13 protein-coding genes and 1 riboswitch are annotated in these 15,442 nt (G+C 38.3%); of the genes, 9 read left to right on the forward strand and 4 right to left on the reverse strand.

The features are described 5' to 3' along the window. Positions 1-21: 21 nt before the first annotated feature. Positions 22-123: riboswitch (purine riboswitch) on the reverse strand. A gap of 120 nt (positions 124-243) precedes the next feature. From gmuD to HCB49_RS01600, 3 genes are all read left to right on the forward strand, one after another. Further along, positions 244-1,638: a 6-phospho-beta-glucosidase GmuD gene (gene gmuD / locus HCB49_RS01590; RefSeq protein ID WP_046336136.1), complete on the forward strand. Its 1,395-nt coding sequence runs from the start codon at positions 244-246 to the stop codon at positions 1,636-1,638. A gap of 43 nt (positions 1,639-1,681) precedes the next feature. After that, positions 1,682-2,410, forward strand: coding sequence for a GntR family transcriptional regulator (locus HCB49_RS01595; protein ID WP_008947003.1), 729 nt, complete (start codon positions 1,682-1,684; stop codon positions 2,408-2,410). Positions 2,411-2,834: 424 nt separating this feature from the next. Continuing rightward, positions 2,835-4,298 carry a MucBP domain-containing protein gene (locus HCB49_RS01600; protein ID WP_185603911.1) on the forward strand — a complete coding sequence of 488 codons (1,464 nt, stop codon included), beginning with the start codon at positions 2,835-2,837 and terminating at the stop codon, positions 4,296-4,298. A gap of 53 nt (positions 4,299-4,351) precedes the next feature. Here HCB49_RS01600 and HCB49_RS01605 read toward each other — a convergent pair whose 3' ends face one another. Both HCB49_RS01605 and HCB49_RS01610 read right to left on the reverse strand, forming a co-directional pair. Continuing rightward, positions 4,352-4,810: a threonine/serine exporter family protein gene (locus HCB49_RS01605; protein WP_003723383.1), complete on the reverse strand. Its 459-nt coding sequence runs from the start codon at positions 4,808-4,810 to the stop codon at positions 4,352-4,354. 13 nt (positions 4,811-4,823) lie between these two features. Then, complete coding sequence (locus HCB49_RS01610) at positions 4,824-5,576, reverse strand: threonine/serine exporter family protein (RefSeq protein WP_185603912.1); 753 nt, start codon at positions 5,574-5,576, stop codon at positions 4,824-4,826. A 164-nt stretch (positions 5,577-5,740) separates the two neighbouring features. Between HCB49_RS01610 and HCB49_RS01615 the strand changes: the two genes are divergently transcribed. Further along, positions 5,741-5,947 (forward strand): YdbC family protein, encoded by a 207-nt coding sequence (locus HCB49_RS01615; RefSeq protein WP_008947006.1) that lies wholly within the window; start codon positions 5,741-5,743, stop codon positions 5,945-5,947. A gap of 24 nt (positions 5,948-5,971) precedes the next feature. Next, a complete protein-coding gene (locus HCB49_RS01620) occupies positions 5,972-6,628 on the forward strand; it encodes an alpha/beta hydrolase (protein WP_185600234.1) in 657 nt (218 codons plus the stop codon). A 32-nt stretch (positions 6,629-6,660) separates the two neighbouring features. Here HCB49_RS01620 and HCB49_RS01625 read toward each other — a convergent pair whose 3' ends face one another. Both HCB49_RS01625 and HCB49_RS01630 read right to left on the reverse strand, forming a co-directional pair. Beyond that, entirely contained in the window at positions 6,661-7,845 is a 1,185-nt protein-coding gene (locus HCB49_RS01625) for a class I SAM-dependent rRNA methyltransferase (protein WP_185604491.1), read from the reverse strand. 87 nt (positions 7,846-7,932) lie between these two features. After that, the gene (locus tag HCB49_RS01630; protein WP_185603913.1) at positions 7,933-9,321 is read right to left on the reverse strand and encodes an invasion associated endopeptidase; all 1,389 of its coding nucleotides are present in this window, start codon (positions 9,319-9,321) and stop codon (positions 7,933-7,935) included. Between the two features lie 424 nt (positions 9,322-9,745). On the opposite strand from HCB49_RS01630, the gene secA2 reads away from it, so the two are divergent. The 4 genes from secA2 to HCB49_RS01650 all read left to right on the forward strand — a co-directional run bounded on the left by secA2 (position 9,746) and on the right by HCB49_RS01650 (position 15,429). Beyond that, complete coding sequence (gene secA2, locus HCB49_RS01635; protein WP_185396786.1) at positions 9,746-12,076, forward strand: accessory Sec system translocase SecA2; 2,331 nt, start codon at positions 9,746-9,748, stop codon at positions 12,074-12,076. Positions 12,077-12,192: 116 nt separating this feature from the next. Further along, a complete protein-coding gene (locus tag HCB49_RS01640; RefSeq protein WP_185396787.1) occupies positions 12,193-13,362 on the forward strand; it encodes an AI-2E family transporter in 1,170 nt (389 codons plus the stop codon). A gap of 264 nt (positions 13,363-13,626) precedes the next feature. Then, on the forward strand, positions 13,627-14,340 hold the full coding sequence (locus HCB49_RS01645) for a WxL domain-containing protein (protein WP_185480633.1): 714 nt from the start codon (positions 13,627-13,629) through the stop codon (positions 14,338-14,340). Between the two features lie 69 nt (positions 14,341-14,409). Next, positions 14,410-15,429, forward strand: a complete 1,020-nt coding sequence (locus HCB49_RS01650; protein WP_185603914.1) for a WxLIP family cell surface protein — start codon at positions 14,410-14,412, stop codon at positions 15,427-15,429. Positions 15,430-15,442 lie beyond the last annotated feature (13 nt).

Genomic DNA, 15,442 nt, shown 5'->3' on the forward strand with positions numbered 1-15,442 from the left:
AAAATAGCAAAAAAATCCCTATTAAATTTTACAATAGCTCGTAGCCTGGCATTTTACGGTTGCCTGGTAGAAACGAACGGTCCATATTACCGAACTTATACGACTCTATTATTGTAGCGGATTAGCCGATTTTTGGCAATACGTGTAAAAAATAAAAATTAAAAACAAACTTTTGGATAAATAAGTTTATACTTTTAAATAAATAAGGTATAATAAAAACAAATAATAGTTGGAGGTAAAAAAATGACTTATAAATTTCCAGAGAATTTTTGGTGGGGAAGTGCGGCATCCGGCCCACAAACAGAAGGTGCAGCAGATGTAGACGGCAGAAAACCAAGTATTTGGGATCACTGGTACAAAATCGAACCAGGTCGTTTCTTTAATGATGTTGGTCCTACGAATACATCTAATTTTTACTATCAATATAAAGAAGATATCGCTTTAATGAAACAAACAGGGCATAATTCTTTCCGTACCTCGATTCAGTGGTCACGTCTTATTCCTGATGGTATTGGCGAAGTGAATCCAAAAGCGGTTGATTTTTACAATCGCGTTATTGATGAAATGCTTGCAAATGACGTGGAACCATTTATGAATTTATATCATTTTGATATGCCAATGTCGATGCAAGAAAAAGGCGGTTTTGAAAGCCGTGAAGTAGTGGACGCATATGCAACTTTTGCAAAAACTTGTTTTGAATTATTCGGTGATCGTGTGAAACATTGGTTTACTTTTAATGAACCAATTGTTCCAGTTGAAGCAGGCTATTTATACGATATGCACTATCCGAATGTCGTTGATTTTAAACGCGCGACACAGGTAGCTTATCATACTACTTTGGCACATGCGCTTGCTGTGAAAGAATTCCATGCCCTTGAAATTCCAGAAGGCCAAATTGGTATTATTTTAAACTTAACGCCGTCGTATCCAAGAAGCCAAAATCCAGCTGATTTGAAAGCGGCTCATATTGCGGATCTAATTTTCAACCGTAGTTTCCTTGATCCTGTTACAAAAGGGGAGTTCCCGGCTGATCTTGTAGAAATTATCCGCGAGCATGACGCGCTTCCAGAATATACAGAAGAGGATTTAGCGATAATTAAAAACAACATTATTGATATTCTTGGTGTGAACTACTACCAACCGCGCCGTGTGAAAGCGAAAGAATACGCAGCTCATCCGGATGCGCCATTTATGCCAGAACATCTTTTTGATAATTATGAAATGCCTTACCGTAAAATGAATCCGTATCGTGGCTGGGAAATTTTCGAAAGAGCGATTTATGATATTGCGATTAATCTGCGCGACAACTACGATAATATTCCGTTCTTTATTTCCGAAAATGGTATGGGTGTGGAAGGCGAAAGTCGCTATCGTAATGCAGATGGAATGATTGAAGATACGTACCGAATCGATTTCATTAAGAGTCACTTGAAATGGCTTCATAAAGCAATTGAAGAAGGCGCTAACTGCCATGGTTACCACCTTTGGACGTTCATGGATTGCTGGAGCTGGGCGAATGCGTACAAAAATCGTTACGGCTTAGTGGAAGTTGATTTGGACAATGACTTCAAACGTACCGTGAAAGCATCCGGCCATTGGTACAAAGAACTTTCAGAAAACAATGGTTTTGAAGACTAAATGTGATAAAATAAAACTATTATGTGTAAAGAGGTGAACTTCCGTGGCTCAGAACCAGACGAAATATAGCTTTATTGCTGAAGAAATCCGCAAAAGAATTATGAATCACGCCTATCCGCTAAATCAACCTATTCCTGATGAGATAACTTTGGCGAAAGAGTTTGATTGTAGTCGAATGACAATGAAAAAAGCGCTTGAGGTACTCGTACTTGAAGGCTTACTATACCGGAAACGTGGACATGGTACTTTCATTATCAAATCGGCGCTGGACGCGGACCGCTTGCAGATTCATAACCAAGAGGTAAATGGCTTCACTAAACTTTTGAACGGAAAAAAAGTTATTAGCAAAGTAATCGAGTTTAAAGTCATCTTTCCAACTGAAGAAATTGCCGAGCGTCTTCATATCGAGATGGAAACACCAATCTATGATATTCTTCGTGTTCGGCTAGTGAAAGATGAACCATATGTGCTAGAACACACGTATATGCCAGTTGGGGTTATCCCAGGCATTAACCAGCAAATTTTAGAAGGATCGATTTACTCTTATATACAAGACGATTTGAACCTGAAAATTGCTAGTTCATACAAACAAATTCGCGCGGATAAAGCGACACAGCTTGATCAGCAATATCTTGACTGCGCTTCGGATGACCCCGTTGTCGAAGTAGAACAAACCGTTTATTTAAACAATGGTCTCGCGTTTGAATTTTCCAGATCGCGCCACCGTTATGATAAATTCGTGTTTACTACCGTTAATATTGCTAGACGTTGAAAAGACGCTAGACAAAGTGAGCAATCATTTTGTCTAGCGTCTTTATTGAATATCTAAGCAGTTTAGGTTCAATTCTATACAAAAGAATGGGATTGTTCACAAAATAGACATATTTACACGCTTGATAATAATTTAGGATTCTTATATAATATTTAGCCCAATTACGCACAAATTTTAAATATAGTTCTACCGTTTAGGCTATACGGAACTGTGGAAAGAAATAATATTACTCCTAGTATAAGATTATTTAAATAGTTTAAAGACATCATTTTTATTCACAAAATAGACACATTTCGCCTCATTGATAATGTTTTTTGCCTAATATATAATTGTTGAGCTCAATTAAGTGCAAGTTTAGTACTCCTTTTGATAGGAGCGTGAGCAGTTAGAATGAGAAATTAGTTATATGAGGAGGGATAGTACTATGAGGAAAAAATACTTTCTTTGCGTATTCGCAGTAATATTATTTTTCACAGGTTTTCTTTTTGAAAATCCACCGGTGAATGGTGCTGAAACTGATACGAGCAATGTTACGTACAATTACATTGATATCAGCACATTAACAGCAACGCAAAAAAATAGTATTATCAAAGGAAATCCAAACGAGACACTTACAAATGATTATGAAAATTATTCCTTTGTGTATCAAAAAAACACATCAGAACCAACTACAAATACAGATAATACTTCTGACAATAATAAAAATCAAAATGGGACACTATTAAAAGCGGGAGATGTTGGCCCAAATAGTTATTTAATCATTCTAGGGTTTATTTTATTCGGAAGTGGTATTGGACTTCTTACACTCAAAAAAAGACACGCCAAACAGTTGCTAGTATTTCTTGTTGTCCTTGGCGGTAGTAGTTTGTTAGTCGGATCGATTGTTCAAGCAACAGAAAATAGTAACTTAAAAACCCAAGAATCTCAAAGAGTTGCAAAAGGAACGAAAGAAACGAAACATCCCGAATCAATGGAAGGCTATACGTATGTAGGATATATACACACAAGTAAAAATAATACACCGCCCGTAGTTGAAAAAGGGACTGTAACTGTAAACTATCAGGATGAACAAGGAAATTCACTGGCGACTAGTGAAACACTCGAAGGCGACATTGGCCAACCATATCAGACTGCATCGAAAAATATTGAGGGATACCAATTAAAAGAAGTGAACGGGAATACAACAGGAACTTTTACTGAAAAAGCACAAGTTGTTACTTATGTTTATCAAAAAGTGCCTTTAGCTACCGTAATGGTTCAATACTTCGACCAAGATGGAAAACAAATCCATACTCCACAAACAATTAGCGGTAATATTGGCGAACCATATGATGCTTCAACAGATAAATACAAATTACAAATTGATGGATATACATTGGATACAACGAAACTGCCAAACAATGCAAATGGTACTTTCACTAATCAAGCTACAGAAGTAATGTATATCTATACGAAAGAAGCACAAGATGTTAAAATAACAATTAAATTTGTTGATAGCAATGGAAATCCATTTGTTTTAACGGATTTAACAACTTATAAAAACGGCGGTTTAGTGCCTGTTTATCCTAATTTAGACCAATATCATATGAGACTAAATTACAATCAACAAATTTATAATCAAGGTGAAGCAGTGCCTGATATTGTTATTCCAGCTAAAGAAGGAGAAACGTATTCGTTACCAGAAAGAATGACCTTTAATATACTGGATGATCAAGGGAAACAAATCCCCTACGTTATTTCGCAAAATGCCGATTTCAGTAGTACTGGGATTGAGAGATGGGAAAACTACCAAAGTATACCAGCCAATCGCGAAGGAATACTGACTAGCGAAGATGTGGTGGTTACGTATCAAATACTTGTTTATGGGGTTATGTTTCCTGAGCCATAAGTAAATCAAATTATTCGATAATAAAAAAGCAATCTCGCCTAGAGATTGCTTTTTTAAATACGTTCTTTCCGTCCACGAAATGCCCTAATACTATGATTGAATACTTCCGAGAGCATTAATCCTGCTGCTATAGCGCCAGCAACCACTGTAACTTGAACGGAAAAACCAATCGCTTCCGTATAATCACCTAACACAAAATTCCGTACAGCTTGGTAAGCAAGTCCCCCGGGAACGAGTGGCACAATTCCCGGAACATTAAATATCGTAATCGGCATTTTTTTATGTTTCGCAAAAAAGTGACTCAGCACAGCGACCACAAAAGCTCCGGCTAGGGAAGATGCTCCTGTCCCAGAATCCATTTGCATTAAAGTCCAGTAAGCCATCCAACCAAATGTCCCTGTAATACCACAAGCATTCAGCGCTCTTTTTGGCACATTTGTAATAATCGCAAACGTCACAGTCGCAACATAACTCAGCACTAATTGAATAATAATTGTCCAAACTAAATCCATCATAGCGCCTCCTTTATAAGAAAAAGCGGAAAACAACCGCGATTCCAATTCCTATTGCACAAGAAGTAAGTAGCGCTTCCGTTCCGCGTGCCATTCCACTAAGCAAATGCCCAGCAAGCAAATCCCGAACCGCATTCGTAATCGGCACCCCGGGAACAAGGGGCATCACGCCACCGATAATCATCGTGTCCAAATTAATCCCCCAACCGATCGAAATCGTCAAAACAGCTAAAAGTCCAACCGTTAACGAAGCTAAAAATTCAGCTAGAAACTTCACCTTCATAAAAATCTGCGTATAATAAAAAATGATAAAACCAATAGCACCAATGATACAAGTCGGAATAAAATCAAACCAACCCCCACCAAAAATAACCATCAACGATCCACTAACAAGCGATGCCGCGATAATCTGCAACCAAATAGGAAAATAGCGCACATCTTTATCTAAATTAACAAGCTTTGTATGTAATTCTTGCAAGGAAATTCTCTTTTCCGCGAAATCCCTAGAAAATTCATTGACCATGGATACTTTTTCTAAATTAATTGTTCTTGTCGGAATTTGCTGTAACTGCACATTACGTTCTCCTTCAAGCGACATAAAAAGCCCAGTCGGCGTCACGAAACTAATCCCTTTTTTATTACTAGCGATGGTTGCGATGCGGTTCATTGTATCTTCTACGCGATACATTTCCGCGCCACTTTCCATCATTATTTTGCCTGCCATTAAGCACGTTTCTAGCAAATAATCTGTTGTTTCCGTCGACATAACTAAGCACCTCCAACCCTTTATTCCTACTCAATCGTAACGCAATCAAATCAAAAATTCTAGTAGGAAGGATGCTTTTTTTGAATTTGCGATTGTTTCGATGTGATTTGGGGTAAATATTTGATAGTATGGTAGATATAGCACCGGAAAGGATAAGGATTATTTTGGCGAATATTGAATATGAAATTATAGAAGAAATTGGCGTATTATCTGAAAATGCACGTGGCTGGCGGAAAGAATTAAACAAAGTGAGCTGGAACGGACGCCCACCGAAATATGATATCCGCGACTGGTCAGACGATCACGAGAAAATGGGCAAAGGGATTACACTAACTGATGAAGAGGCAGAAGAACTAAAAAAACTGTTATAGTAAGGGCTGGTGTATAGGATGAGAATGTTTGCGTATGATATTTATGAACCAATTGGTAGAAAAGATGAGGACACTTTCCCGGTGATTTTTGCACTCCATGGTTTCGGTGGGGATGAGCTTGATATGGCGGGACAGCTAGAATTATTAATGGACCGCTTTGTTGTTGTTTCCATGCGTGGAGACGTTGAATATGGCCCTACTTATGGCTTTTATCATATGGTAACAGAAGGGGACCCTAATCCGCGTGAGGTAGATTATGCAAGCTTACGTGTTGCGCAATTTATCGATGAAATTTGTAATGACTATGTTTCGATTGATCGCGAACAAGTTTTTCTGGTGGGATTTGACCAAGGGGCTGTTTTAACGATATCGATTATGCAAAGTTACGGTGGTCAATATAAAGCAGCTGCCTTATTAAGTGGTCGTTTGCCGTATTATATAGAAGATAGACCTGCAAATTTAATGTTGAAAGATAAGCGTATTTTTATCGGCCACGGTATTGAAGATGCTGTCGTTCAAATTGCTGAAGCAGATGATATTGCTAAATTCTTCGAGAAAATGGGTTGTAATGTCGAAAAGCATAGCTATTTTGTTGGACATAATGTTAACGAAGCAGAAGAGGACGACTTATACAGTTGGTTTGAAAGTTTTTTGCCAAACCAACCAGTGAAAAATAAATAAAAAACCAGCGACCGCTAATGGTCGCTGGTTTTTTAAATATCCAAAGTAAGAAATAGTACTTTTAGATAATTACCTTCTGGAAAGTTTTTATTAACTGTGAAATCGGCAGGCAGGGAATGAGTTTCGACAATTTTATAAGTACGGTCGCTCGTTTGGAAGGCTTCCGCGATTAATTTTTTAAATGCTTTCATACCAAATCCTGCGTAGTTTGTTGAAGCAATGATAGTACCGTTTGGAGCAGTAATGTCAATGATTTCACGAAGCATAGCCGGGTAATCTTTTGCTGCACGGAAAGTTACTTTTTTTGTGCGTGCAAAGCTTGGTGGATCGACAACGACTAAATCAAATGTTAATTGTTTCCGCGCGGCATATTTGAAATAATGGAAAACATCTTCAACGATAATAGACTGACCACTTGGATCTAATCCGTTCACTTCCATTTGCTCTTTTGTTTTGCTAAGCGAACGACCCGCCACATCTACGCTTGTCGTTTTGCTTGCGCCACCAAATAAAGCAGCCACAGAAAATGCTCCAGTGTACGAAAAGGTGTTTAGGACGTTTTTTGAAACCGAATAATCTTCACTAATACGTCTCCGCACATCACGCTGATCTAGGAAAATGCCGGTCATCCAACCATCATCTAAGTAAGTGGCGTAATTAATACCGTTTTCTTTAATAATAAGTGGGAAAGTTGCTTTTTGGCCGGCAACGAAATCATCTTTTGTATCTTCTTGAAAACGTCTTTTTTCATAGATTCCTTTGATTTCGGGAAAAGATAGGAAGATATCAAGAATTGTTTTTTGGAAAGCGTAGATGCCTAGGCTGTACCATTGAATGACAAGATAACCATCATAATAATCAACCGTGAAGCCGCCAAGTCCATCACCTTCACCATTAAAAATTCGAAATGCGGTAGTAGAGTCATCCGCAAAAAGAAATTGACGTTTTTCGATAGCAGCGGTAATTAAATCAGTTAAAAAGTCTTCATCTAGTTGTTGTTTTTTGTCCCATGTGAAAAGCCAGCCACTGCCTTTGTTTTGTTCTCCGTGATATCCTCTAGCAATGAATTGGCCATTGGCATCTGTTAATTCGAATACATCGCCTTCTTGTAATTCTTTTGGCCATTTTTCCATACGTTCTTTAAGAATGAGGGGATAGCCTTCTTTATAGCCTTTTGTAAACTTAGGAAAGATTTTTACTTTTACTTGGTTTTTCATCATGCACCGTCTTTCATTAAGATAAAATTTCCAACAAAAAACCTGTGAAGCGAACTGCTTGCTCCACAGGTTACTTTAAGTTATTAATTATACGCGACCGAAGCCAACTAGATATTTACCCCAGCCAGAGCCGTGGATGTTATCGTATTTAACGCCATTGTCTTGCGCGTTAATCATTTGACCATTACCAACGTAGATACCAACGTGAGAAATTCCGCTACCATAGTCAAAGAATACTAAATCACCAGGTTTTGCTTGGGATTCAGAGATTCTTGTAGTACTAGCGTATTGCGCGCCAGAAGTACGTGGAAGCGAGATACCAGCTTTAGCAAATACATATTTAGTGTAACCAGAGCAATCAAATGTAGTTGGTCCGTTACCACCCCATGAATAAGCTTTTCCAAGGTGTTTTTGAGCTTCGGCTAAGATAATAGCACTTGCGCTCGCATTATTTGTAGAACCTTGGCTAGTATTAGCATTCGTGTTTGTATTTGTGTTTTTAGATGGTGTACTTGTATTCGTGTTAGTGTTTGTGTTTTTAGATGGTGCTGGAGCTGGAGCAGGTGCTGGTTTTGCAGCTTCTGCTGGAGCTTTTGCTTGTGTTTGTTTTTCAGTTGTTACTTCTTTTTTCTCAGTAGTTGCAGTAGTTTTGTTTGTGTTTTCTTTTACTGCAGGTGCTGCTTGTTTTTCAGCTGCTGGAGCTTCTGTTTTCACTTCGGCTTTTGGAGTAGCTGTGTTAGCAGTTTGTTTAACAGCAAGTTTTTGACCTACATAAATAGAAGAAGAAGATAAATTATTCCATGACATAATGTCTTGAACGGAAACACCGTATTTTACGGATAAAGCCCAAATTGTGTCACCACTTTTAACAGTGTATGTAGTAGCGTTTTGGTCTACTACAGGAGTTTCTTTAGTTTCTGCTGCTTTTGGAGCAGGTGTAGTTGCTTGAGTAGTTTGTTTTACTTCTGTTTTTGTTTCTGTAGCAGGTGCTGCTTGTTGAGTAGTAGCTTCTTTTTTCACTTCTTGAGTAGTTGTTACAGGAGTGCTTGCTACTTTGTCAGTTAAGTATTTACCGTTAACGAAACCGGTTTTTCCATCATTGTAAGTAATTTTATGCCAACCGTTAGATTCAGTTGTTTCAACAGTTACTTTTGTTCCGCCTTTGATTGACGTGATAATGCTGTTGTCAACACCAGCGCCAGTACGGACGTTAAGCCAAGTTGCGCTAACAGATTTCTCTGTTTTTGCATCAGCAACCTCAACTTCATTTACTTGTAATTTTTGACCTGGTACGATTTTATCAGTTGTTAAATTGTTTGCTTTTTTAATTGCGTCAACAGTTGTCCCTTTACTTTGAGCGATACCCCAAAGAGTATCTCCAGCTTCAACTACTACAGTGCTTGCGGATGCGATTGTTGGAGCAGCGAATGCTGTTACCGCAATCCCAGCTGTAGCCGCGATAGTTGCTTTTTTCATGTTCATAAAACTCCTCTCTTTTTTCAGAAAATCCCAGTACGTAATTTGTATTTGAGAATTAATTTTATTAGTGATTAATACTAAGTTTACCCAGTTTTTACCTAAAAAACAAATACCAAGATAACGCTAAGAAAGGGGAAAACGGACTATACCAACTATTTGTAATAATTCTGTAACAAACAAAAAGCGAACGTGTATTCTTAGGGCTTGGGATGTACTGCTAGGGGGACCTTTATGGTGTAAGTGGGATGTGAACATTAAGCAACAACTTTCGCTTCGGGAAACCTATTGATTTTTAACAACAGAAATATTTAATACATTTGTAATATTAAAATCAGTAGTTTTACTAGTTTTCCTGACTCGAAATGAATTGCCAGATGACTTTATGGTATTCTATAATAGAAGGTATGGAGGATATTATATAATGAGACAGAATTATGATGATCGCAAAATAGTAAAACAGTACCGAGAAATAGCCCGCCAAATTGTAAAAAAAGAGGGCTTATATAGAAATATGGATCAGTCTGAGCTTTGTGAACAAACCAATTTTTGGCGTGAAAAGTTCAAAACGAAACCAATGACTGATCGGGATAAAATTAATATTTTCGCATTAGCAAGAGAAGCGGCGAGTCGGATTATCGGATTGGACGCGGTTGTGGTGCAATTAATCGGTGCGCTTGTTCTTGGTGATGGCAAAGTGGCAGAAATGAAAACCGGTGAAGGTAAAACATTGATGTCGTTATTTGTGATGTTTATAGAAGTAATGCGCGGTAATCGTGTGCATCTTGTTACTGCCAACGAATATTTAGCGAGACGTGACCGGGAAGAAATTGGTCAAGTGCTTGAATATTTAGGCGTTTCGGTTGCTCTAAATGAATCTGGTTTAGATAAAGACCAAAAAAAGGCGATTTATACAGCAGATGTTATTTACGGCACGGCTTCTGAGTTTGGCTTTGACTACTTACGTGACAACATGGTTCGCCAAAAAGAAGATAAAGTTCAAAGTGGACTTGATTTTGTTTTAATTGATGAAGCTGATTCTATTTTAATTGATGAAGCAAGAACTCCTTTGCTTATTTCTGACCGTAAAGAGGAAGATTTGTCGCTTTATCATACAGCTAATGAACTCGTGAAAAAGATGATGAAAGACGATTATGAAATAGAAGAACATAAACGCTTTGTTTGGTTAAATGATGCGGGAATTGAGAAAGCGCAGAAGTTTTGGCGCGTGGAATCACTTTATTCTGCAGAGGCGCAGTCAGAGTTACGGATTACGATGCTGTTAATGCGGGCTCATTTCCTAATGCATAAAGATAAGGATTATGTAGTGCTGGATGATGAGGTACTAATTATCGATCCACATACTGGACGTGCACTTCCGGGGCGTCGCTTTAATGACGGGCTGCATCAGGCAATTGAGGCGAAAGAAGGCGTTGAAGTAAAAGAAGAATCGCGTACACTAGCGACCATCACGATTCAAAATTACTTCCGCATGTATAAAAAACTGTCTGGTATGACGGGGACTGCTAAAACCGAAGAAGAAGAATTCCGTCAAATTTACAATATGGACGTCGTAGTTATTCCGACCAATTTACGCGTAAACCGGGAAGATATGCCGGATGATATTTTCTATACGAAAAAGGAAAAAGGACGCGCGATTGTTTATGAAGTATCGTGGCGCTATGAAAAAGGGCAGCCAACTTTAATCGGGACTTCTTCTATTAAAAGTAACGAATGGATTAGTGGCTTGCTCGATGCTGCCGGAATTCCACACCAAGTTTTAAATGCGAAAAACCATGCGCAAGAAGCGGAAATTATTGCGAAAGCCGGTAAACGCGGCATGGTAACACTAGCGACAAACATGGCTGGCCGGGGAACAGATATCAAGCTTGACCCAGATGTGCATAAGCTCGGTGGACTTGCTGTCATCGGGACAGAACGCCATGAAAGTCGCCGCATCGATTTACAACTTATGGGACGTTCTGGTCGACGCGGAGACCCCGGTTTTAGTAAGTTTATGATTTCTTTAGAGGATGATTTACTAGAACAATTTGAAAGTAAAAGTTGGGAGAAACTTTCCACGAAATTAAAACGAAAAGCACCACGCGATGGAAAACCAGTTAACTCACGAAAAATTCATGCTGTCGTGGTCAATGCGCAAAAACGTTTAGAAGGAGCCAACTACGATATTCGTAAAGATTTACTTTCTTACGATGAGGTCATTGATTTACAGCGCAAAATGGTATATAAAGAACGTGACTTATTACTGGAAAGAAATAAACTTGGCGTATCTTCCGAAAAAATTCTACGTGAGGTTGCCGAATATTCGTTTATTCACCCGAGTGATGTGCCAGAAGAAGAGTTGGAGAAATATTATTCACGTCAAAAAGAATTACTTGGCGGGACTAAATTCCCGATTTCTTTTGACGAAGTAACCTTAATGGAACCAGCAGAAGTTGTTGAAGAAATTGTTTCTTGGCATAAAAAAGAACGCAACAAATTCCCAGTTGAAACGATTGTAGCGATAGAACGAGAAGTATATTTGAATTTAATGGACCAAATGTGGGTTATGCATCTGGACGCAATGGTGCAACTGCGCGAAGGCATCCACTTGCGAGCATACGGACAACAAGATCCACTTGTTATGTACCAAAAAGAGGGTGCGCAATTATTCGAGAAATTCCAAGCAGATTACCATTTCTATTTTGCACATGCGTTGCTTGAACTTGATCCAGATGGTCTAATTCAAGGTTAAAAATACAACTCACGCCTGATTTTTTTCAAATTTATGGGTAATTTAGTGTGAACGAGGGTATTAATCTATATAATAGTACCAAATGAAAATAAATTTAGACAAAAGAAGGTGGAAAAGTGAAGGGTTCACTCACAAAGTTTAAACAATTTTTTATTGAGAATAAGTTTGTGCTGGGGTTGCTGATTTTTTTACTAGTAGCGCTTGATATTTATGTGCTAACGAAGATTTCCTTTATTTTCGACCCACTAATGGTTATTCTTAAAACCGTTGCAGCACCAATCATTTTAGCGGGGATTTCTTACTATTTATTTAATCCAATTATTGATTGGTTGGAGAAACATAAGTGGAAGCGTGGCTGGGCAATTGCCTTGTTATACTTAGTGATTATTGGTTTAATCATTCTGCTATTTAGCTTTGTTATTCCGGCTGTCAAAGATCAGATTGTTAGCTTGTTCAAATCATTCCCGGGATACTGGGATCAAATTACACAGAAATTTGACGAGTTCAGTCGCTCGAGTTTGTTTGATCAAATAAAAGATAAATTAAACACGAATATGAGCGATATAATGAAGACTGTTTCTACAAAAGGAACGTCCGTAATTAACAGTGCTATCTCAAGTATTGGCAGTATCGTCGGGACTGTAACAGAGGTTGTCTTAGCAATCGTAACGACGCCGCTTGTTTTATTCTACTTACTAAAAGACGGGAAAAAATTGCCAGACTTTCTACTTAAAATGCTTCCAGTAAATGGTCGTGCGCATACTCGTCAAGTTCTTGGTGAAGCAAACCACCAAATCAGTTCTTACATCCGTGGACAAATTATCGTCAGCTTATGTATTGGTATTTTACTATTTATCGGTTATTTAATTATCGGTTTACCATATGCATTAACGCTTGCTATTATTGCCGCATGTACTAGTATAGTTCCTTACTTAGGGCCAGCAATTGCGATTACACCAGCCATTATTATCGCGATTGTGACATCTCCTTGGTTATTAATTAAACTAATCATCGTATGGTGTGTTGTTCAATTACTTGAAGGTAAATTTATTTCACCACAAGTAATGGGTAAAACATTAAAAGTACACCCAATTACGATTCTATTCGTTATTTTAGTAGCCGGAAATCTTTTCGGTATCCTAGGTGTTATCTTCGCAGTACCAGGTTACGCGGTGCTAAAAGTAATCGTAACGCATGTATTCATCTGGTTCAAACGAGTTTCCGGACTTTACGGTGAACAACCTGAAAGTGAATATGTGGCACCACCCGCAGAAGAAAAAGAATAATAAGTGAAAAGCACTATCAGTAGAAAAGGCGATTTTTTCTATCTGGTAGTGTTTCTTTGTGTTGGAATGACAACGTTCACAAAAAAGACATAATTTTCTTCTTTACAAGCTAATCTCAGCAATAATGCCAATTGTGTGTAATATTTATTACAAAAACGAGAAAGGGATATGATGTTTTTCTCTTTTTGTAATAAATTGTACATTGAATTGACTCTTTTTTCATCATAATATGAAGCCAACGCATGACGAAAGGGGAAATAAAAAATGATTATCAAAAAAACATTAATTGTAGGATTAATTGGCATAAGTTCAGTCACACTTTTTGCACCATCAGCTTTTGCAGTAACTTCTGAGGGAGAATCAAAGGCTTCCATTACATTTGAAGCGGGGACTGGGGTTGTCAATCCGGTTGATCCGGAAAATCCAACGAAACCGATTGACCCGTTAGATCCGAGTAATCCAACTGACCCGGGAACTGGAAATACTGGTTCACTGACAATGGATTATGTTTCTTCGGTTAATTTCGGACAACAAGAAGTATCGACGACAGAACAAAGCTATTCATCGACTTCCAGAAAGCCATTTATTCAAGTATCTGACCGTCGTGGAACAGGAGCTGGTTGGAAAGTTACTGCCACAGCGACAGCATTCCAAGATGAAAATGGCGCAGCTTCTCTATCGGGCGCAAAACTATCCTTTAAAAACGGAGAAACTGCTTCTGCAAGTACAACCGCGACAACACCGACTGCGGCTCAAACTGTAGAACTACCAACAGATGGAACTTCTATCGTTAATGTTGTTTCCGCGAAAGCATCTGAAGGTATGGGGACATGGATTAATCGTTGGTTTGGCGCAACACCGAACGACACAGCTAGCTTAAATGACAATGTACAACTAACGATACCAGCGGGGAGCGCAACAATTGGAGACCATGAAGCAACGATTACATGGACATTATCTGACGCGCCAGGAGTTTAAAAATTTTGCGTTTAGAATTTCATTTCTAGACGCAAAATTTTTATTAAAGACGATGGAAGGAAGGTTTAATTGAAAAAAAGTTTTCTTAGTTTATTGTTCATTGTTCCATTACTAGTGACATTCAGCAATTTTACAGAAGCAAAAGCGGCAGAGGGTGATGTTGGCTACTCTGTGCAGGCTAAAATCCCTGCCAATCAAATAGACAAAAAGCAAACTTACTTCGATTTGGAAATGAAACCTAAACAAAAACAAACCGTAGAAATCGAAGTAATGAATAGCTCGAATGAAGAAATTCAAGTGGAAGCAGCTGTCAATTACGCGTCCACCAACCGAACTGGTCTGATAGATTACACGAAAAACGACCTAACTAAAAAAGATAAAAGTTTAAAATATCCACTTCCAGAACTAGCTAAAATTCCAGACGACCAACAACTCCTAACTATTCCAGTAAATGGCAAAAAGACCGTCCAAGTCACGATTGAAATGCCAGATGAATCCATAGATGGCGTTGTTTTGGGCGCAGTGCAATTTAAAAAGAAAAACACAACTGAGACGAAACAAACAAAAGGTGTCTCACTGAAAAATGAATATTCCTATATTGTTGGCATGCAGTTATCTGAAACCGACAAACTAGTCAAACCACATATGAATTTACTAAGCATCAAGCCAACTCTAATCAACTATCACACAGCAGTCGCTGCCAAATTACAAAACGACCAACCTGTCATTATCAAAAATTTAAGTATTGATGCGAAAGTCTACCAGCATAACTCAGACAAAATGCTCTATCAAATGAAAAAAGCAGATATGACAATGGCGCCAAATTCCAATTTTGATTTTGGAATTGACTGGGGAAACAAGCCGCTAAAAGAAGGTAAATACCGACTGAAAATGACGGCCACAGATGGCGTAGAAACATGGAAGTGGGATGAAACTTTCACCATTGGTAAAGAAGGACAAGCTTTAAATAATAAAGCCGTTGATTTAAAACAAACGAACGAATGGATCTATGTTGCAATTGCAGCGGGTGCGTTACTTGTGATACTGCTTATTATTTTCCTAATTAGAAAACGAAGAAAAGAACACTAAAGAAAGGGGCTGG

This window comes from Listeria cossartiae subsp. cayugensis, from assembly GCF_014229095.1.
Taxonomy (GTDB): Bacteria; Bacillota; Bacilli; order Lactobacillales; family Listeriaceae; genus Listeria; species Listeria cayugensis.

Coding starts and splice junctions, on each gene's coding strand:
- HCB49_RS01630 (WP_185603913.1), bottom strand. CDS start 9,321: ATGAAAAAAGCAACTATCGCGGCTACAGCTGGGATTGCGGTAACAGCA.
- HCB49_RS01600 (WP_185603911.1), top strand. CDS start 2,835: ATGAGGAAAAAATACTTTCTTTGCGTATTCGCAGTAATATTATTTTTC.
- HCB49_RS01645 (WP_185480633.1), top strand. CDS start 13,627: ATGATTATCAAAAAAACATTAATTGTAGGATTAATTGGCATAAGTTCA.
- HCB49_RS01610 (WP_185603912.1), bottom strand. CDS start 5,576: ATGTCGACGGAAACAACAGATTATTTGCTAGAAACGTGCTTAATGGCA.
- HCB49_RS01620 (WP_185600234.1), top strand. CDS start 5,972: ATGTTTGCGTATGATATTTATGAACCAATTGGTAGAAAAGATGAGGAC.
- HCB49_RS01625 (WP_185604491.1), bottom strand. CDS start 7,845: ATGAAAAACCAAGTAAAAGTAAAAATCTTTCCTAAGTTTACAAAAGGC.
- secA2 (WP_185396786.1), top strand. CDS start 9,746: ATGAGACAGAATTATGATGATCGCAAAATAGTAAAACAGTACCGAGAA.
- HCB49_RS01605 (WP_003723383.1), bottom strand. CDS start 4,810: ATGGATTTAGTTTGGACAATTATTATTCAATTAGTGCTGAGTTATGTT.
- gmuD (WP_046336136.1), top strand. CDS start 244: ATGACTTATAAATTTCCAGAGAATTTTTGGTGGGGAAGTGCGGCATCC.